The organism is Bradyrhizobium yuanmingense (assembly GCF_029167105.1).
Classification (GTDB): domain Bacteria; phylum Pseudomonadota; class Alphaproteobacteria; order Rhizobiales; family Xanthobacteraceae; genus Bradyrhizobium; species Bradyrhizobium yuanmingense_A.
This window is the reverse complement of sequence record NZ_JARFML010000044.1, coordinates 41531-60628: the sequence shown is the minus strand read 5'-3', so window position 1 is coordinate 60628 and position 19098 is coordinate 41531. Positions and strand designations below refer to the sequence as shown.

19 protein-coding genes, 1 tRNA gene and 1 riboswitch are annotated in these 19098 nt (G+C 66.8%); of the genes, 6 read left to right on the top strand and 14 right to left on the bottom strand.

Annotated features, from left to right (window positions below; genetic code table 11):
• Positions 1–84: 84 nt before the first annotated feature.
• The 11 genes from P0R31_RS35885 to P0R31_RS35835 form a co-directional block, all read right to left on the bottom strand.
• Positions 85–948 carry an amidohydrolase family protein gene (locus tag P0R31_RS35885; protein WP_275519530.1) on the bottom strand — a complete coding sequence of 288 codons (864 nt, stop codon included), beginning with the start codon at positions 946–948 and terminating at the stop codon, positions 85–87.
• A 3-nt stretch (positions 949–951) separates the two neighbouring features.
• Positions 952–1929: an aldo/keto reductase gene (locus P0R31_RS35880; protein ID WP_275519528.1), complete on the bottom strand. Its 978-nt coding sequence runs from the start codon at positions 1927–1929 to the stop codon at positions 952–954.
• Positions 1930–2032: 103 nt separating this feature from the next.
• Positions 2033–2965 carry a sugar-binding protein gene (locus P0R31_RS35875; protein ID WP_057028437.1) on the bottom strand — a complete coding sequence of 311 codons (933 nt, stop codon included), beginning with the start codon at positions 2963–2965 and terminating at the stop codon, positions 2033–2035.
• 93 nt (positions 2966–3058) lie between these two features.
• A complete protein-coding gene (locus tag P0R31_RS35870; RefSeq protein WP_157285690.1) occupies positions 3059–4129 on the bottom strand; it encodes an ABC transporter permease in 1071 nt (356 codons plus the stop codon).
• The gene (locus tag P0R31_RS35865; RefSeq protein ID WP_109145592.1) at positions 4129–4887 is read right to left on the bottom strand and encodes an ATP-binding cassette domain-containing protein; all 759 of its coding nucleotides are present in this window, start codon (positions 4885–4887) and stop codon (positions 4129–4131) included. Before P0R31_RS35865 ends, P0R31_RS35870 begins: the two co-directional genes overlap by 1 nt.
• 13 nt (positions 4888–4900) lie before the next feature.
• Positions 4901–6223: a xylose isomerase gene (gene xylA / locus P0R31_RS35860; protein WP_275519526.1), complete on the bottom strand. Its 1323-nt coding sequence runs from the start codon at positions 6221–6223 to the stop codon at positions 4901–4903.
• Entirely contained in the window at positions 6224–7678 is a 1455-nt protein-coding gene (xylB, locus tag P0R31_RS35855; RefSeq protein ID WP_275519524.1) for a xylulokinase, read from the bottom strand. It abuts the gene before it with no gap.
• Positions 7679–7762: 84 nt separating this feature from the next.
• On the bottom strand, positions 7763–8821 hold the full coding sequence (locus tag P0R31_RS35850) for a LacI family DNA-binding transcriptional regulator (RefSeq protein ID WP_275519522.1): 1059 nt from the start codon (positions 8819–8821) through the stop codon (positions 7763–7765).
• A gap of 163 nt (positions 8822–8984) precedes the next feature.
• Positions 8985–9458, bottom strand: a complete 474-nt coding sequence (locus P0R31_RS35845; protein WP_275519520.1) for a GNAT family N-acetyltransferase — start codon at positions 9456–9458, stop codon at positions 8985–8987.
• A gap of 24 nt (positions 9459–9482) precedes the next feature.
• A complete protein-coding gene (locus P0R31_RS35840; RefSeq protein ID WP_225174173.1) occupies positions 9483–10064 on the bottom strand; it encodes a helix-turn-helix domain-containing protein in 582 nt (193 codons plus the stop codon).
• A gap of 184 nt (positions 10065–10248) precedes the next feature.
• Positions 10249–10322, bottom strand: a tRNA-Gly gene (locus P0R31_RS35835).
• Between the two features lie 172 nt (positions 10323–10494).
• Here P0R31_RS35835 and P0R31_RS35830 point away from each other — a divergent pair.
• The 5 genes from P0R31_RS35830 to P0R31_RS35810 all read left to right on the top strand — a co-directional run bounded on the left by P0R31_RS35830 (position 10495) and on the right by P0R31_RS35810 (position 13480).
• A complete protein-coding gene (locus P0R31_RS35830; protein ID WP_275519518.1) occupies positions 10495–11073 on the top strand; it encodes a methylated-DNA--[protein]-cysteine S-methyltransferase in 579 nt (192 codons plus the stop codon).
• A gap of 9 nt (positions 11074–11082) precedes the next feature.
• Positions 11083–11922 carry a helix-turn-helix domain-containing protein gene (locus P0R31_RS35825; RefSeq protein WP_275519516.1) on the top strand — a complete coding sequence of 280 codons (840 nt, stop codon included), beginning with the start codon at positions 11083–11085 and terminating at the stop codon, positions 11920–11922.
• A 58-nt stretch (positions 11923–11980) separates the two neighbouring features.
• The gene (locus P0R31_RS35820; RefSeq protein WP_275519514.1) at positions 11981–12340 is read left to right on the top strand and encodes a VOC family protein; all 360 of its coding nucleotides are present in this window, start codon (positions 11981–11983) and stop codon (positions 12338–12340) included.
• A gap of 145 nt (positions 12341–12485) precedes the next feature.
• A complete protein-coding gene (locus P0R31_RS35815; protein ID WP_275519512.1) occupies positions 12486–12887 on the top strand; it encodes an SRPBCC family protein in 402 nt (133 codons plus the stop codon).
• 113 nt (positions 12888–13000) lie between these two features.
• Positions 13001–13480: a hypothetical protein gene (locus P0R31_RS35810; RefSeq protein WP_275519510.1), complete on the top strand. Its 480-nt coding sequence runs from the start codon at positions 13001–13003 to the stop codon at positions 13478–13480.
• Here P0R31_RS35810 and P0R31_RS35805 read toward each other — a convergent pair.
• From P0R31_RS35805 to P0R31_RS35795, 3 genes are all read right to left on the bottom strand, one after another.
• The gene (locus tag P0R31_RS35805; protein ID WP_275519508.1) at positions 13477–14919 is read right to left on the bottom strand and encodes an MATE family efflux transporter; all 1443 of its coding nucleotides are present in this window, start codon (positions 14917–14919) and stop codon (positions 13477–13479) included. The two genes, P0R31_RS35810 and P0R31_RS35805, sit on opposite strands and share 4 nt — an antisense overlap.
• Positions 14920–15260: 341 nt before the next feature.
• Positions 15261–16313, bottom strand: a complete 1053-nt coding sequence (locus P0R31_RS35800) for a hypothetical protein (RefSeq protein WP_275519506.1) — start codon at positions 16311–16313, stop codon at positions 15261–15263.
• 153 nt (positions 16314–16466) lie between these two features.
• On the bottom strand, positions 16467–17603 hold the full coding sequence (locus P0R31_RS35795) for a 2'-deoxycytidine 5'-triphosphate deaminase (protein ID WP_085968651.1): 1137 nt from the start codon (positions 17601–17603) through the stop codon (positions 16467–16469).
• A gap of 80 nt (positions 17604–17683) precedes the next feature.
• Positions 17684–17763, top strand: a riboswitch (SAM riboswitch).
• A 76-nt stretch (positions 17764–17839) separates the two neighbouring features.
• Here P0R31_RS35795 and P0R31_RS35790 point away from each other — a divergent pair.
• Positions 17840–19027, top strand: coding sequence for an O-succinylhomoserine sulfhydrylase (locus tag P0R31_RS35790; RefSeq protein WP_275519504.1), 1188 nt, complete (start codon positions 17840–17842; stop codon positions 19025–19027).
• Positions 19028–19098: the final 71 nt, after the last annotated feature.

Here is a 19098-nt window from a genome sequence, read left to right as displayed (position 1 = left end):
GTCCCATTGCGGAAACACCCTCTCCCCAACCCTCTCCCGCAAGCGGGAGAGGGAGCGCACCTCCGTCTTCGCAGTGATCGAGCCTCATTTCATCGCGCCAACTCGCGACGCCAGCCGATACGCCTGCGCTGCATTCACGCCGAAAGCCTTGTCCCGCACACGCGGGCCGAGCCGCGCCAGGCAGGCCTCCAGCGCGGTCTTGATCTCGCCGTAGCTTCCCGCGAGCAGGCATACGGGCCAATCCGATCCGAAGATCAGCCGGTCCTCGCCGAAACATTTTGCGGCGTGCGCGACGAACGGAAACAGCCGTTCCGCATTCCAGTCGTCCCAGACCGCCTCGGTCGCCAATCCCGAGATCTTGCACCAGACATTGCCGCAGGCAGCCAGCGCTGCGATGCGCTCGGCCCATTCTGTGCTGCCGCCGGCGGCAATCGGCGGCTTGGCGGCGTGATCCAGCACGAAACGCGCGTGCGGAAAGGCCTGCGCGGTTGCGATCGCCGCGGGCAGCTCGCGGCTGCGGACAAGGAAATCGTAAGCGAGATCGTGGGCGAACACGGCCGTGAGTCCGCGCTGGACGTCCTCGCGCAGCAGCCAATCCGCATCTAGCTCGTCGTGGACCTGGTGGCGGATGCCGACCAGCTTTGCACCGCCAGGCAGAGCGCGCAGCCGGTCGAGCGTCTCGCCGAGCGCCGCATCGGTCAGATCGGCCCAGCCGACCACGCCGATCACCGAGGGCGTTGCATCCGCGATACGCAGAAACTCCTCGGTCTCCTCCAGCGCCGAGCGGCATTGCACCAGGATGCTGGCGTCGATGCCGTTCGCCTGTAGCAGCGGCGCGAGATCGGCCGGGCCGAAGGCACGGCGGATCGGCGCCAGCTCGTCCGCTTCCATCCAGGGATAATCGGCGCGCGCCGGATCCCAAAAATGCTGGTGGGCATCGACGATCATGCCTTAATCTCCGCCGGGAAGCGGCGCGCGCGCATCGACCAGCTTTCGTGCCCGAAGCTCCTGCCAGAATGCCGGCGGCACCGCCTTCTCGGACATCGCGATGTTGTCGGCGACTTCGGCGGCATTGCGCGCGCCCATCACGGCGACCGTCACCGCCGGATGGGCCATGCAGAATTGCAGCGCGGCGGCTTTCAGCTCGGTGCCGTGCCGGCGGCAAAGTTCGTCGAGCTCCAGCGCGCGTGCCACGAGCGCAGCATCAGCATCCTGATAGTTGAATTTCGCGCTCGCCCGCGGATTGGCCAGGATGCCGCTGTTGTAGATGCCGCCGAGCAAGATGCCGATATTGCTGGCCTGGCACAGCGGAAACAGCGCATCCAGTGCGCCCTGGTCGAGCAGCGTGTAGCGGCCGGCGAGCAGGAAGCAGTCGACCGGCACGGCCTCGGCGAAGCGAGCCAGCATCTCGGACTGGTTCATGCCGGCGCCGATCGCCTTGACCGTGCCGTCCTCGCGCAGGCGCTGGAGCGCGCGGAAGGCGCCGGTGACGGCATCGTCATAATGATCGTCGGGATCATGCACGAGAAGGACGTCGACGCGGTCGAGGCCGAGGCGCTGCAGGCTCTCCTCCACCGACCGCATCACGCCGTCATAGCTGAAATCGAACACCGGCCGCTCGCGCGGCGTGCCCTTGTAGTGCTCGTCCTCCGGCGCAGCATTGTCCGGTGCGCGCAGCAGGCGGCCGACCTTGGTCGAGATGACGTAGGAGTCGCGCCTCTGTTGCCGCAGGAAGGCGCCCAGCCGCCGCTCCGCGAGGCCGAAGCCGTAGAGCGGGGCGGTGTCGAAGAATCGGACACCGAGCGACCAGGCGCGTTCGATCGTCGCGTGCGCATCGGCATCGCTAACGGGCGAGAACAATCCGCCGAGCGGGGCTGAACCGAGGCCGATCGAGGTGACATCGAGCGCGCCGAGCCGCGATCTTTTCATTCCCATGCCTTCCAGCGATCGTCGTCCATTCCAAATCATCTCTCCCGCTTGCGGAAACCGCAAGCGGGAGAGGCATGCAGAAGCGCGGGGCTGGGCAGCGCTCCTACTTCAACATCTTCGCGACGTTGTCCTTGGTGACGAGATCGAGGCCGGTGTAGACGATCTCCGGCACCTTTTCGCCCTTCTTGATGGCGAGCAGCGTGTCCATCGCCTTCTCGCCCATCTCGAACGGACGCTGGCCGACCAGCGCATTGGCATAGCCGTCGCGCAGCAGCTCGAGCTGCATCTTCAGCGTATCGGCGACGACCAGCGTGAACTTGCCGGAATCGATGTCCTTCTTGTTCCTGCTGGCGAAGGCCTTGAAGCCTTCGGGCGCGAACATCGGCCAGCCGCCGATCGGAACGATGGCGGCGAGATCCGGCGTTGCGGTGCGCATGTCCGTCATCTGCTGGACCGCCAGCGCGGGGTCGTCGTTGCAGAAGCTCGGCGAGCCCGCGACCTCGGTCCATTTCGAGCCCTTCAGCGCCTCGCGCACGCCGTCGACGCGCTCGGCCAGATTCTTGGCGCCGGGACCGCCGGAGACCATGGCGTATTTGCCGCCGTCAGGCCGCAATTTCAGCAATTCCTTGCCGAGGGCCAGGCCGAACTCCTTGTTGTTGGTGCCGATATAGGCGATGCGCTTGGAGCCCGGCGCGTCGGCATCGAAGGTGATGACGGGAATGCCGGCGGCGGTCGCCGCCTCGATCGACTTGGTCATGGCCGCGACGTCCGCGACCGAGATGGCGAGACCGTCGACCTTCTGCGTGATGAAGTCCTGTATGATCTGGGCCTGGTTCGCCGGCTCATGCTCGACCGGTCCCTTGTAGATGCACTCGATGTTGCCGAGCTCCTTGGCGCGCTTCAGACAGCCGTCGCGCGAAAAATCGAAGAACGGATTGTTCATCGCCTTCGGCACGATGACGAAGCGGTAGTTCGCGGCAAATGCCGGCGTGGCCATCATCGCAACCGCGATGCCGGCAAGAAGCAGTTTCCTCATTGTCTCCTCCACTCTTGTTGGTGCCTATCCCCTCGAAAGCCCCCGGGAAGCGGATAGGCGGCGTTTTCCTTGCCTTCCCGAGATGTCGTCATTTCAGGTCATCCGCGAGCGGACGCGGTCGACCAGCACAGCCAGAATGATGATCACGCCGACCAACGTCTGCTGCCAGTACGAGCTGACCTGGGCCAGCACGAGGCCGTTGCGGATCACCTCCAGCAGCACGCAGCCGACGATGGCCCCGAGCGGACCGCCGATGCCGCCGGCGAGATTGGCACCGCCGATCACGGCCGCCGCGATCACGTTGAGCTCGTAGGACATCGCCATGTTGGCCGGCGCCGATCCGAGCCAGCCGGAGATGATGATGCCCTGCAGGCCCGCGGCGAGCGCGCAGATCACGTAGACCTCGATCTTCACCCGCACCACCGGAATGCCGGTGAGCTCGGCAGCCTTCTCGTTGCCGCCGAGCGCGAAGACGTGGCGGCCGAACGAGGTGTGGTGCAGCACCACGGCCATGGTCAGCGCCAGGATCACGAGATAGATGAACGGCGCCGGCACGCCGAGCACGTCACCGGACGTGAGCGCGTAGAAATAATCGGCGTCCGGCCCGCCCGGGAAGCTGCCGCGTCCGTTGGAGACGACATAGCCGAGCCCGCGCACGATCGAGAGCATGCCGAGCGTCGTGACGAAGGGCGACAGGCCGAGCACGGCGATGCAGAAGCCGTTGACGAGGCCCGCAATCAGTGCGGCGCCGAGTCCGGCGAGGATCGAGATAAGCAGGATCAGCCCCGGAACATTGGCGAGCACGGTCTTGCCGTCGGCCGCCATGTGCACCAGCGGCGATCCGGGCGCCGACAGCTCGGTCATCACCATCGAGGTGATCATGGCCGAAAAGCACATCATCGAGCCGACCGACAGGTCGATGCCGCCGGTGATGATCACGAAGGTGACGCCGAGCGTCGCGATGGCGATGAAGGAAAAGTTCTTCGCCACATTCTGCATGTTGCCCTGGGTGAAGAAGTACGGGCTGGCGAAATGCATGATCACCAGCAGCACAGCCAGCGCGAGCAGGACGTAGCCGGTCTGCGAGGCGAAGATGCCGCGCTGCCACCACCTGATCTTGCCGACATTGGTGAAGCTGATCGGGGATTCCAAGGGCATGGCCATTACGCCGCCTCCTTCGCACCGGTGATGAGGGCGGTGACCTCCTCGGGGGAGGTCTGGTGAATCGACTTGTCGGCGCGCTTCTCGCCGCGCCGCATGACGACGACGCGGTCGCATACGGCGAACACGTCGGGCATGCGGTGCGAGATCAGCATCACGGCGACGCCCTGCTCCTTGAGCCGGTGGATCAAGCCGAGCACCTGCTCGACCTGGCGCACCGAGATCGCGGCGGTCGGCTCGTCCATCATCACCAGCCGCGCATTGGACAGCCGGGTGCGCGCGATCGCGACCGCCTGGCGCTGGCCGCCCGACATCTGCCTGACGAGATCGTCGGGTCGCGTCTCCGAGCGCAGCTCGCCGAACAGCTCGAGCGCGCGCGACGCCATCGCCTTGTGGTCGAGCAAGGCAATGGGTCCGAACCTGCGCTTCAGCTCGCGGCCGAGAAAGACGTTGGCGGCCGCCGTCAGATTGTCGGCGAGCGCGAGGTCCTGGTAGACGACCTCGATGCCGACGGCGCGGGCATCGACCGGCCGGTTGAAATGCACCGCGCTGCCGGCAAAGCGCATCTCGCCATGCGTGGGACGGAAATTGCCGGCGATGATCTTCACCAGCGTCGACTTGCCGGCGCCGTTGTCGCCCATCAGGCCGACCACCTCGCCGGGCCAGACCTGCATGTCGACGTCGTGCAGCGCGCGGATCGCGCCGAACTCCTTGCCGATGCCGGTGAGCTCGAGCACCGGTGTCGCGTCAGTCTTCGTCATCAGCGGCGTTTCCTCAGACATAGCGGTTGACCAGAGATTCCAGATATTCCTGCCGGCCCGAGCGCGGCTGCGGATCGAAGCCGGGAGACATCGCGCGGTCGGCGAGATCGGCGAGCGAACGCTGGCCGCCGAGAATGGCGCGGCCCTCCGGGCCGGCCCAGCCCTCGTAGCGCTTTGCAAGCGGCGCACTCAGCGTGCCGGCGTCGAGCATGTCGGCGGCGGCGAGGAAGGCCCGCGCGCAGGCATCCATCGAGCCGACATGAGCATGGATGAGATCATCGGGATCGATCGACTGGCGGCGAATCTTGGCATCGAAATTGAGCCCGCCCGTGGTGAAGCCGTCGCGGTTCAGGATCTCGTGGAACACCAGCGCCAGCTCCGGCACGTTCATCGCGAACTGGTCGGTGTCCCAGCCGAGCAGATCGTCGCCGCGGTTGATGTCGAGCGAGCCGAACACGCCGAGCGCCTCGGCCAGCGCGACCTCGTGATGGAAGGAGTGGCCGGCGAGGATGGCGTGGTTCTGCTCGATGTTGAGCTTGACGTCCTTGAGCAGGTCGTAGCGTTCGAGGAAGCCGTAGCAGGTGGCGACGTCGAAATCATATTGATGCTTGGTCGGCTCCTTCGGCTTCGGCTCGATGAGGAGCGGGCCCTTGAAGCCAATCTTGTGCTTGTGCTCGACGACGAGCGAGACGAAGCGGCCGAGCTGGTCGAGCTCGCGCTTGAGATCGGTGTTGAGCAGCGTCTCGTAGCCCTCGCGTCCGCCCCACAGCACGTAGTTCTGCCCACCGAGCCGGTGCGTCACCTCCAGTGCAGCACGGACCTGGCCGGCGGCATAGGTGAAGATGTCGGGATCCGGATTAGTCGCGGCGCCCGCCATGTAGCGGCGGTGCGTGAACAGGTTTGCGGTGCCCCAGAGCAGGCGAACCTTGCTCGATGCCATCTTCTGCTCGAACAGATCGGCGATGGCGTTGAGGTTGGCGACGGACTCGGCGAGCGAAGCGCCCTCCGGCGCCGCATCGACGTCGTGGAAGGTGAAGAAGGGGACGTCCAGCAGACGGAACAGCTCGAAGGCGGCATCGGCCTTGGCGCGCGCCATCGCCATGGCGTCGGTGCCGTGGTGCCAAGGCCGCAGGAAGGTCTCGCCGCCGAAGGGATCGCCGCCGGGCCAGCAGAACGAATGCCAATAGCAGACCGCAAAGCGCAAGTGATCCTCGAGCCGGCGGCCATGCACCAGGCGGTCCTTGTCGTACCAGCGGAAGGCGGGCGCGCCTTCGGCCTCCTTGCCGCCGAAGGCGACGGGTGCACTTGCATCGAAGAATTTGGCTGGCGCGTTCACTTAACTAGACTCCTTCAATGCGGGATAAAGCGCGCGCCATCGCCGATAGGCCTCGTCATAGGCCGCGGCGACGGACGGGCGGGGTGTGAAGCTTGCGAGCCGCCGCGGGCGCGTGCAGACGTCCGCGGGGTTCTCGCCGGTCGCGGCAAGCCGGCCGAGCCGCGCAGCGCCGAGCGCGGCGCCGACCTCGCCTTCCTCGACGCGGTGGACGGGCATGCCGAGCACGTCGGCGCAGATCTGCGCCCATAGCGGCGAGCGCGAGCCGCCGCCGACGAGATCGACCTCGCCGATCGGCCCGCTGGCTGTGCTCAGCGCCGCCAGATTGTCGCGCGCGGCAAAGGCGACGCCTTCGAGCACCGCCTGCACGATCTCTGAACGCCCGGTCGCGCCGCGCAGACCGACGAAGGCGCCGCTGGCGGCGGCATCGTTATGCGGGGTGCGCTCGCCGTCGAGATAAGGCAGGAACTGGACCGGGCTTGGTGCATCGACGCGCTCGCCGAGCGGTGCCAGGAGCGCTGCGGCCGGCGTCTCCATCACGCCGGCAAGCCAGGCGAGCGAGGCTGCGGCCGACAGCATCACGCCCATCTGGTGCCAGAGGCCGGGCAGCGCGTGGCAGAAGGCATGCACCGCCGAAGCCGGCGCGGGGGCGAAGCGATCGGTGACGCGGAACAGGACGCCCGACGTTCCCAGCGACAGGAAGGCATCGCCCGGCGCGATGGCGCCGAGCCCGATCGCGCTGGCCGCATTGTCGCCGGCGCCGCCCGCGACGACGACATTTTTCGCCATGCCCCAGCGGTGCGCGTATTCAGGCGCGAGCACCGCGCTCACCGCACTGCCCTCGACGAGGCGCGGCATGTGGTGCAGATCGAGCCCGGTGGCATGCAGCAGCAGCGCGGACCAGCGGCGCAGGCCGACGTCGAGCCACAGCGTGCCTGACGCGTCCGACATGTCCTCGACCATCTCGCCGGTGAGGCGATAGCGAACATAGGCCTTCGGCAGCAGCACCTTTGCCACGCGGTCGAAGATCTTCGGCTCGTGCCGTGCCACCCAGAGCAGCTTCGGCGCGGTGAAGCCTGGCATCGCGAGATTGCCGGCGATCGCGTGCAGCGAGGGACAGCGCCGCTCCAGCGCGGCGCATTCGGCCTGCGAGCGGCCGTCGTTCCAGAGGATGGCCGGACGCAGCGGCCGACCTTCCTCGCCAAGCAGCGTCGCGCCATGCATCTGACCCGACAGCCCGATGCCGCGCACCTGCGCGACCTCGCGCGGATGGCGCGCGGCGAGATCGTCGACGGCGCCGACGGCCGCATCGACCCAGGCGTCGGGATCCTGCTCGGACCACAGCGGCGCCGGATGCGACAGCGCAAGCTCGCGCGCCGCCGTCGCGGTCACCGCGCCGGCTTCGCTCACGAGCACCGCTTTCACACCGGACGTGCCGATGTCGATCCCGAGATACAAATCGTCCTCCCTTTCGCCTGAGGCGGGAGCGCGATCTTGCGTCGCTTTTCCCCGCAGGCCTCCTGTTGCCAAATTCGCCTGCCGCTAGGGCAGATTGTCCCGCATCACGATGTCGATCCGGATCTTCTCCTGTTCACTCAAGATCGGCTCGCCGCGGGCGAGCGCGAGCAGCACGCGGACGGCCGCGCGCGCTTCATGTCCGGGGTTCTGCGAGATCGCGGCATCCATCACGCCCTGCAGGAGCAAGCGGCGCGTCAGCGCGGTGACGTCGTGCCCGACGAAAACCACCTGCTTGTCGCGCCCGGCCGCGCCCGAGGCCTTGTCGTTCAGCGCTTTGGCGACGCCCTGCGTGCCGGCGCCGACGTTGTAGAGGCCGACGATGTCGGGATGCTTGCCGAGCAGCCGCGCCAGCAGCTGCTCCGAACGGTCATCATCGTCGCGCCCTTCCAGCACCGGCAGCACGCTGAGATCGGGGAATTCGGATCCCATCACCTGGTTGAAGCCGAAGATGCGCTCGGCATGGTCGCGCAAGCCTTGCGAGCCCGCGACGATCGCGACCTTGCCGGACCTCTGGCCGACCAGGCGTCCGACCAGCGCGCCGGCGGTGCGGCCCGCGGCGATGTTGTCGATGCCAACATAATGGTGGCGGCGCGAGGACGGCACGTCCGAGACCAGCGTCACGACCTTGGCGCCGGCATCGACGAGGTCGTTGATGGCGGCGCGAACGCTCGGATGGTCGAGCGCCACCACGGCAATTCCGTCATAGTCGCCCGACAGCGCCTCGAGCGAGGCCGCGAGCGCGGCGGGCTCGAACACGTCGGCGGCGACCAGCTCGACAGCGAGGCGGCGGGCCGAGAGCCAGGCCGCCATCTCGCCGAGATAGGCCTCGATCTGCTGCATGAACGGGTTCGGCCCCGACGGCATCACGAAGGCGAAGCGGCGGGCGCGGCCGCGCGCGAGCTCGGCGGCGGCCACATGCGGCTGGAACGAATTGCGCGCGATGGCGTCCTTGACGCGCCGGACCGTATCCGGGCGGACCCCCGGCCGGTTGTGCAGCACGCGATCGACCGTGGCGAGGCTGACACCGGCCTCGCGGGCGATGTCCTTCAGCGTCAGCACGGTCGGGGTCAAGGTCTCGGCCATGGCTGAAGGCTAGCAGAGGTGTTTTGAGGTACGCAACTCATTTGATGAGGGGATCGGTCTTTTTGCTTCCCTGCTCTAGGAACAGCTCCCTGGCTGGAGGAAGCGGCCCGCGACATCGCCCCGGAGCGCGTGCTCGACAAGATTGAGGGGACGCGCTCTTAAGCTATCGGCGGTCCAGCGCCGGCAGCTCCAGCGTCAGGAATAGGCTGTTGGGATCCTCGACATAACCCTCGAACGGGCCGCAGGCGACGAAACCGTGCGCCAGATAGAGTGCGTGCGCCGGCTTGAAATAGTCCCACGAGCCGGTCTCGAGGCTGAGCCGCGTCATGCCGCGCGCGCGGGCTTCCGTGATGATGTGGCGCAGCATCTGGCCGCCATAGCCGCGTCGGCGCGCGGTCTGCAGCGTGTGCATCGACTTGACCTCGCCGTGGCTTGCCGAAAGCATCTTCAACGCACCGGTCGCGACCAGCGTCTCGCCGTCCCAGCCGGTCCAGAACGCCACCTCGGGCGCACGCAGGCCCGCGAGATCGAGCGCATGGGCGCTGCCCGGCGCCGTCTGCGCCCGCGCGGCCGCAACGTGGTGATCGAGCAGCGCGACGACGCGTGGATCATAGGTGTCGCCGGTCCGGATCTGCATCGTGCTCCTCTCCACGCTTTGCCCTCACATCTTGCCGTAGGACGCGCCGCGCCTGACGATGATGACGTAGCGCGCGTCCTGCCTGGTTTCGTTCTCGAAGATCACGGCGCGCATCACGTCGAAATCCAGACAATCGCCCTCGCGCAGCCGCACCGCCTTGGCGTCGATATGCACGGCGATGGCGCCCTCCAGCATCAGGAGCTGCTGGGTGAAGGCGTTGCGGCCCCAGGGGCTGTAGGAGACGCGCGCGCCGGCGGGAAGGTCGACGACAATGATCTCGATGCCGCTGGCCGCATCCGGCGGCGAGGCGTGCCGCCGGCGATAGCCGCTGTCGGGGTCGCGCCAGAGCGGCTGGTCCGCCAGCCGCACCAAGCGCTCCGGCGGCTTCTCGGCGAGCGCGACGACATCGCTGAGCGTGACGTCGAGCGCGGCGCAGAGCTTGTTCAGCAGCGCCGCCGTCGCACTGCTCTGCGCCCGCTCCACCCGCCCGATCATGGCCCGGCTGACGCCGGAGCGCCCTGCAAGCTCGTTCAACGTCATGCCCGCCTGCGTCCGCAGCGTCTTCAGCCGCCGACCGATCGCGCGGTCGAGTTTTTGCTGGTCCATCTGTTTGCAGGTCCTTCATCCGGACATTGGCCGGCACGAGGACTTCACCTGCCGGACGCCCTGGAGCTTAAGCCGGAGAAGCGGTGCATGCCGAGAACGAAGGACTAATATATTGGAATCTTTACACCGCTCGCGAGAGCGAATCCGTCAAGCCGGCACCATTGAAACGTCAATCGGGAAGGCTTGGAGCGGGCGAAGGGAATCGAACCCTCGTATGCAGCTTGGGAAGCTGCCGTTCTACCATTGAACTACGCCCGCGATGCGCGCTTTGCGCCCCTCTTGATTAGCCGAGACGGCGCCTGCCGCCAAGCGGTTTGGCGCGAACGGCCGGGCGGTTGTTAACGTCCTGATAAGATTCCAGGTGCGCCGGATTGTGGCGGTGTTATGATCGCTTCTCCGGGGAGAAACGTGCACTGAGTGGGGCGTGTGCATGGTGGGGCGGGCTTACGCGATATTCGATACGGCCATCGGCCGTTGCGGCATCATCTGGAGCGGCACCGGCGTGGTCGCCGTGCAATTGCCGGAGGCGCGGGAGATCGACACCCGCCGCCGGATTTTCCAGGTCCATCCCGAGGCGCGGGAGCAGCGCCCGTCCGAAAACGCCGAGCTTGCGATCGAGGGCATCACGGGCCTGCTGCAGGGTCACGATCCCGATTTTTCCGAGGTCAGCCTGGACGCCGGCGGGGTGCCGGGCTTCGACCGGCGCGTCTACGAGTACGCCTGCAGCATTCCGCGCGGGGAAACGCGCACCTATCAGGAGGTCGCCCGGGCGCTGGGCGCCTCCGGCGCGTCCTATTCCGTGGCGCAGGCGATTGCGAAAAATCCATTCATGCTGATCGTGCCCTGCCACCGGGTGCTGGAGGCCGGCAATTACACCGACCGGCTCTCGCCCTATGGCGGCGTGATCTCCAAGCGGCGGCTGCTGGCGCTCGAAGGCGCTCATCCCATCGCCAGCAAGACGCTGTTCGAGGTGCTGCTGCCGGTTGCTCCGCCGCGGGCGCCTTCCTAAATAGGCGGCATGCAGGCCAACACGCTGCTGACGACGCCATCGATAAGTGCTTCCGAGTTTCGCTGCGATGCGGGACCGGACGACACGCCGTTTGCGGAATGCCGCACCGGCCATTCCATCGCCTATGTGCGCTCCGGCAGCTTCGGCTGTCGTTGTCGTGCCGGCTTCTTCGAGCTGGTGGCGGGCTCGATGCTGATCGGCGCTCCCGGCGAGGAATACACCTGCACGCATGAGCACGTATCCGGCGACGTCTGCCTCGGCTTCTTCTTCAGCGAGGATTTGGTCGACGCCCTCGGCGGGCGGCGCGAGGTCTGGCAGATCGGCGCGACGCCGCCGCTGCCCGAGCTGATGGTGCTGGGCGAGCTGGCCCAGACGGCAGCAGATGGCAACAGCGATCTCGGCCTCGACGAGATCGGCCAGATCCTGGCCGGCCGTTTTGTCGATGCTGTCTCGGGCAAAGCGCGCAAGCCGGCCACCCCCACCGCACGCGACCGCCGCCGCGCGGTGGAGGCGGCGCTGTGGATCGACGACAACTCGCATGCCGAGCTCGACCTCGAGCAGGCAGCCAAGCAGGCGGGATTGAGCCCGTTTCACTTCCTGCGGCTGTTCTCGGCCGTGCTCGGCGTCACCCCGCATCAATATCTCGTGCGCTCGCGGCTGCGCCACGCGGCACGGCTGCTCGCTGACGACGACATCGCCGTCACCGACATCGCCTATGACGTCGGCTTCGGCGATCTCTCCAATTTCGTCCGCACCTTCCATCGCGCCGCCGGCGTGTCGCCGACCAAGTTCCGGCAGGCGTCGAAGGGGGAGCGCAAGATTCTCCAAGAGCAGCTTGCCCTCAACTGACTAGGGTCGTCTCCGGCGCGTGCCATTCGCGGCACGCTTTTCCGCAATGGAGACGAACATGTACGACCACATCGGATTGCGCGTTGCCGACCTCGACGCTGCCACGCGCTTCTACAGCGCGGTGCTGGCGCCGCTCGGCTTTGTCCTGTGCTCGAGCGGCGACGGTTATGCCGGCTTCGGGCCGAAGGGCGAGCCGGCGCTGTGGCTGCATCTGAACAAGGGCCGCAAGGCCGACGGCGTCCACATCGCCTTCCGCGCCGGGGATCATGAAGCGGTCAAGGCATTTCACAGCGAAGGCCTCAGAAGCGGCGGCCGCGACAATGGCGGCGCCGGGCCGCGCAGGGATTACAGCCCGACCTATTACGCGGCGTTCCTGATCGATCCTGATGGCAACAATGTCGAGGCGGTCTGCGTGTGAAGCGCCGCCGCGCACGAGCACTTGTAGGGTGGGCAAAGCGTAGCGTGCCCACCAACTGCTCGCGACAACGCCGATGAATGGTGGGCACGGCGCGCGAAGAGCGCGCCTTTGCCCACCCTACGGATTCCACCTGATAGGAGAGACCATGGCCTCCATCCACAACGACATCTCCCTCCCCGCCTCCGCGCGCGACGTCTGGGACGCGGTGCATGATTTCGGCGCGCTGCATCGGCGGCTGGTGCCGGGCTTCGTCACGGCGTGCACGCTCGACGGTGATGCGCGCATCGTTACCTTCGCCAACGGCTCGGTGGCGCGCGAAGTGCTGGTCGATTGCGACGATGCGCGGCGGCGCCTCGTCTACGCCATCAGCAACGAGCGGCTGAGGCATTACAGCGCCTCGGTGCAGGTTATTGCCGAGGGTGAGGCGAGCTGCCGCCTCGTCTGGATCATCGACATGCTGCCGAACGAGCTCGCGCCTTACGTTCAGGGACAAACCAAGGAGGCGGTCGCCGCCATGCACAAGGCGTTTCCGCCCGCTTCGGCCTGATCATTCACTGTGAGTTTTCTCACAGAAGCGCGTCCTCGCCGGCCGTAACCATGCCCGCGTGCGTCCGGTCGGCTCCGCTCTCCCGGCGGCGCCACGCACGCGAGGAGCATGCCATGAGAGGTGCGGACAAGGTGATCTGTCAGGCAGCCGCGGTGCTGCTGCTGTTTTCGATCTCGAGCGTGCCGGCAAAGGCGCAATTCCTCGGCGGCGGCGGTGCCGGCGGCGAGGACATGATGACCCAGATGGCGCCGATGCTGGAGATGATGAAGGCGAAGATGGGCAAGCGCCGCTTCGCCATGCTGATGCAGACCATGGGCCCGATGATGAGCCGCATGATGGAGAACGGCGGCGGCGGGCTCGGCGGCATGATGGGCGGCGGCAATTTCGGCGGCGGATTCGGAACACCGAGCTACGGCGGTTACGCGCCGATGGGCGGCGGCACCATGCCGGTCGGGATCGGCAGCATGGGCGGCGGCGACATCATGGGCATGCTCGGCGGCACCGGCGGCAGCGACATGATGGCGATGATCCCGCAATTGATGCGGCTCGCCAATACCGGCGGCGGCGGCCATCGCCGCCACAAGCGTCGCTAATTGCCAGCCGAAAGCGCCGGCTTGATCGCAGGCTTCGTCTCGCGCGGCCCCCAGCGTGTCAGCACGACGCTGGAGCACGACAAGAGGCCGAGCACGACCATCGAGCTCGCGGCGAGCCAGAAGAAGCTCTGCGCGCTGGCGCCGTGCGTCGACAGCCACCAGCCGATTCCGGCGATGTAGATCAGCCGCGCGGTCTGCGCCAGCACCGGGCCGATCACCTTGGCCGCGCCTTGCGAGGAAAAATACATCGTCGTCGCAAGGCCGAAGAAGGCGTAGAACGGCCCGACGGTCGAAAGATATTGATGGCTCGCCGCGCGCACCGCCACGCTGTCGGTGAACATGTTGACCCAAAGATCGGGGAAGATCGCCACGAGGCACGCCGGCGCGCCGACCGCCACGAAAGCGGCAACGCTGGCGGTCCAGGCGATGCGCCGGGCCCGCGCGATGCGGCCGGCGCCGATCGCCATCCCGACCATCGGCACGCATGCGATGCCGAACGAGAACGCGATCGAGGTCAGCAAAAATTCCAGCCTTGCGCCGACGCCGTAGCCGGCGAGGATCGCAGTGCCGAACTGCGCCAGCATGTGCGTGAAGATCGAGACCGTCAGCACCGATTGCAGCGGCGAGAAGCAGGCGATGGCGCCGACCTTGAGGATGTCGAAGAACATCGCCCATTGGATACGCAGGCCGCGCAGCTTCAGCGTGATCCGCGCGCGGCCGGAGAACAGGTACCAGCTCATGATGCCGATGTTCATGGTGTAGGCGATCAGCGCGCCGGCGGCGACGCCGCGCATGCCGAACTGCGGCACTGGCCCGAGCCCGAGACCGAGCGTGCCGCCGAGCACGATCTGCCAAGCCGCTGAATTGAGGATCAGGAACGAGGGCAGCTTCATGTTGCCGGTGCCGCGCAAGATGCCCGCCATGGTGTTGAGCAGCCAGGGCAGCAGGGCGCCGCCGAAGAACACCTGCGTGTAGGCAATCGCATGCGTCAGCACATCGCCGCGGCCGCCGAGCATCTCGAGCACTCTCGGCCCGAAAACCAGCATGCCCAACATGAAGACCAGGCCGAAGCTGATGCCGATCAGCATCGCGTGCACGGCCAATGCGCCGGCGCGCTCGCGATTGCCGGCGCCGAGCGCACGCGCGATAGCCGAGGCCACCGCGCCGCCCATGGCGCCGCCGGACATCGTCATGGTCAGGATGATCGTCGGAAACACCAGCGCCATCGCGGCCAGCGCCTCGACGCCGAGCCGGCCGACATAGGAGGTCTCGGCGATCACCACGCAGATACCGGCCGACAGACCGATCGCGTTCGGCCAGGCGAGCGAGAGCAGCGTGCGCAGGATCGGCCCGTCGGTCAGGGCGCTTCTGATCGGCGGCGGGGGCGGCGGCAGCGGGCGCTCTTGCTCATCGACCGGGATTTCGGCGATGTCGGACATGTCCTCTCCCGGGCGCAGGCGCCGTTTGCGGCGCAGCAATCACTTGGTGTGCCAATGGCGTCGTTCGCGCGAATGGCGCGGCTGAGGCGTGTTAGCACGGCGCGCGGCGCTTCCGCCTGCGCCTGATGCAGGCGTGCCCTGCGGCAGCGCATTTCAAGCGCTCGAATTAGTTCTTCTCCCTCTCCCCGTTCTGACGGGGAAAGGGTTGGGGTGAGGGGCTCTCTCCGCGAAGACGGCGAGGGCTGGACTCGCGGAGGCTCCCCCTCACCCGGATTGCATCTTCGATGCAATCCGACCTCTCTCCGCAAGCGGGGCGAGGTGAAGCCCGCCGCGACGCTCACCTAACCGATGGTCCACACCAGCGGCGGGCGACCGCCTGCAGCGGCGCGCATTTGCACGCCGATATGCCGGCCGCAGCCTGCGGCGAGACCCTCGAACAATCCCTCCAGCAGCTTAGCGCAGGCGCGGTGAGTGTCAGCGACGTCGTCCATCAGCTTCCAGCTCTGCTGGCGGATCTCGAACGTGCCTTCCGATTGCGTCATCTCGGCCGCATCATCCTGCGCGGCGAGCAGCGCGTTCAGGAACGATACGAATTCTCGCGCGCCGCCGCGGGTCGTCGCCAGCGCCGCGGCGACCTCGTCGAAATATTGCATGCCGATCAGCTTGCCGGTGAGGTGCAGCAGATAGCCGGCATCCTCCGGGCCGAACAGCTGCACCATCACGGGCGCGGCGGTGCGGACATATTCCATCGCGTAGTTGCGATAGGCCTTTTCCAGCCGCGGTCTTGGCCAGCTCGCGACCGGCAGGGCGGGCGCCGTCTTCGCATCGAACAAAGGTGCTTCGAGGTGGCGCGCGAACACGAGGCGCTGGTCGAGCTCGAGCGGATGGTCGTAGAGATGGTAGTAGCCTTCGAGCCCGTCCTGGCCGTCGACGCTCTGCTTGGTGCAGACGAAGCCGAGCCTGAGATCGCCGAGAGCCGCGCCATTGTTGGCGTGCCAGCCGCGCAGCATGGCGCGGGAGACTTCGCCCGGCACACCACAGATCGCGGTGCCCTTCCAGATCCAGCGCGGCGGCGGATAGCGGATCCAGGCCTTGGTATCGCTCTCGTACATGTATTCGACATGCACGCCGCCGATCCAGTTGGAGAGATAGTGGTATTGCGCAGCCGCGACCGCCGGCGGCAGATGGTCGATCCCGAGCTTCCTGAGCCCCGGCAGGAAACGCTCCTGCTGCTGGCGACGAAACACGCGGAAGACGAATTCTGCGGCATCCGCCGTGCCGCGGCGCGTGACGACGGTGAGGATCAGCCCGGTGAAACAGGCGTGATAGAGATCGGCGACGGCACGCCAGCGCTTCCATTGCGCTTCCTGCGCGAGGTCTGGTGCGGTGGTCATGTTCGCTCCCGGCTTGTTGTTTTGCCGGAGTGTGTCATCGCGGATCGGGTGACGCAACCAGACGCGCTTTCAGCGGTAGCCCGCATGAGCGAAGCGATATGTGGGAAAACTGTTCCCGGATGTCGCTTCGCTCATCCGGGCTACGGAATATTGCTACACGCGGAAATGCTTCGAGAGCTTCAGGCCCTGCGCCTGGTAGTTCGAGCCGATGCGCTGGCCGTACATCGCGTCGGGGCGGGCCAGCATCTTCTCGTAGACGAGGCGGCCGACGATCTGGCCGTGCTCGAGGATGAACGGCACCTCGCGCGAGCGCACCTCCAGCACGGCGCGCGAGCCTAGCCCGCCGGCGCCGGCATAGCCGAAGCCGGGATCGAAGAAGCCGGCATAGTGCACGCGGAATTCGCCGACCAGGGGATCGAACGGCACCATCTCCGCGGCGTAATCCGGCGGCACCTGCACCGCTTCCTTGGAGGCGAGGATGTAGAACTCGCCGGGGTCGAGGATCAAGCTGCCGTCGGGGCGCGCCGAGATCGGCTCCCAGAAATCCTCCACCGCGTAGCCCGCGCGGCGGTCGACATCGACGACGCCGGTGTGGCGCTTGGCGCGGTAGCCGACGAAGCCGCTCGCCTTCTCGCCCGACAGATCGACCGAGACGGCGACGCCGCCGGACAGATCGGCATCGTCGATGTCGACGAGACGTTCGCTCGCATGCAGCGCATCGAGCTCGTCGGCATTGAGGATGGCATCGCCGGTGCGGAAGCGCACCTGGCTGAGACGCGAGCCCTCGCGCACCAGCACCGGAAACGTCTTCGGGCTGATCTCGGCATAGAGCGGGCCGTGATAGCCGGCGCCGATCATGTCGAAGCGACGGGTGCCGTCGGCGATCACGCGGGTGAAGACGTCGAGCCGGCCGGTCGAGCTTTTCGGATTGGCGGCAGCGACGATCTCCGGCGGCAGCGCCAGGCTCTCCAGCAGCGGCACGATGTAGACGCAGTTGGTCTCGAGCACCGCGCCGTCGGCGAGGCTGAACTCGTGCAGCTTCAACTCGTCGATGCGCTCGGCGACTGTGGCACCGGGCCCGGGGAGGAAGCTGGCACGGACCCGATAGGCGATGTCGCCAAGGCGCAGATCGAGGCTCGCCGGCTGGATCTGGCTCTCGACGAAGTCGTAGGCGGGCAGGATGAGACCTTCTTCCGCCATCGCCGCGATCATGCGGTCGGGCAGGATACCATTGGCGTCGGCGGCGACCGTGAACGTCAACCGGGGGTCCTCATCAGGCGTCGAATGCATCCGGCCATGCCGGAAATACAAGTCTTTTACGGCTATCCGATGGACGCCTTGACGGAAAGGGCATTGCGGAATATGAGCATCACTTATCCCGTGGTGATTTGAGCCGGCCGGCTTGCAGCCACGTTAAATAAGTCGCTAAACAGGCCGGGGACCTCTGTGATCCCGGCCCGTGGAGATATCCAGGCCGGTTTTTTTGTGACCGTTTTCGCCTCGACGGTCATGTCGGAGAGGGTCCTATGTCGAAGTCGTCTGCTGCCTATCGCCCCGAAACCCGCCTGGTCCATTCCGGCACTCTGCGCTCGCAATATGGCGAGACCTCGGAGGCGCTGTTCCTGACGCAAGGCTACGTCTACGCCAGCGCGGAGGAGTGCGAGGCGCGCTTCAAGGGCGAGGATCCCGGCTTCATCTATTCGCGCTATTCCAACCCGACGATTGCGATGTTCGAGCGCCGCATGATCGAGCTCGAAGGCGCCGAGGCCGCGCGCTCGGCGGCAACCGGCATGGCGGCGGTGACGACCGCGATCCTGGCGCCGCTCAAGGCCGGCGATCACGTGGTCGCTTCCCGCGCGCTGTTCGGCTCGTGCCTCTACGTCATCCAGGACCTGTTGCCGCGCTACGGCATCGAGACCACGCTGGTCGACGGGCTCGATCTCGACCAGTGGCAGCGCGCGCTGAGACCCAACACCAAGACGTTCTTCCTGGAGAGCCCGACCAACCCGACGCTGGACGTGCTCGACATCCCCTCGATCGCCGAGATCGCGCACAAGGGCGGCGCGCGGCTCATCGTCGACAACGTGTTTGCGACGCCGATCTGGCAGAGCCCGCTCGCGCTCGGCGCCGACGTCGTCGTCTACTCCGCGACCAAGCACATCGACGGCCAGGGCCGCTGTCTCGGCGGCATCATCCTGTCCTCCGAAGCCTTCATCGCCGAGCACATCCACAATTTCATGCGCCAGACCGGCCCGTCGATCTCGCCGTTCAACGCCTGGGTGCTGCTCAAGGGCCTGGAGACGCTGGGCGTGCGCGTGCGCGCGCAGACCGACACGGCCGCGCGCGTCGCCGAGGTGCTGGCGAGCCATCCCAAGATCTCGCGACTGGTCTATCCCGGCCGCGCCGATCATCCGCAGGCGGCGCTGGTGAAGAAGCAGATGCGCGGCGGCTCGACGCTGGTCGGCTTCGAGGTGAAGGGCGGCAAGGCGGCGGCGTTCCGTGTGCTCAACGAGTTGAAGCTCGCCAAGATCTCCAACAATCTCGGCGACGCCAAGAGCCTCGTCACGCATCCGGCGACCACGACGCATCAGCGCCTCAAGCCGGAAGACCGCGCCGCGCTCGGCATCAGCGAGGGCTTCATCCGCTTCTCGACGGGGCTGGAACATGCCGACGATCTGATCGAGGATCTGACCGCGGCGCTGGAAAAGGCGTGAGAGAGGCGAGGTCTCGTAGGGTGGATTAGCCGAAGGCGTAATCCTCCTCTTCCGCATCCGGGGAGATAGAC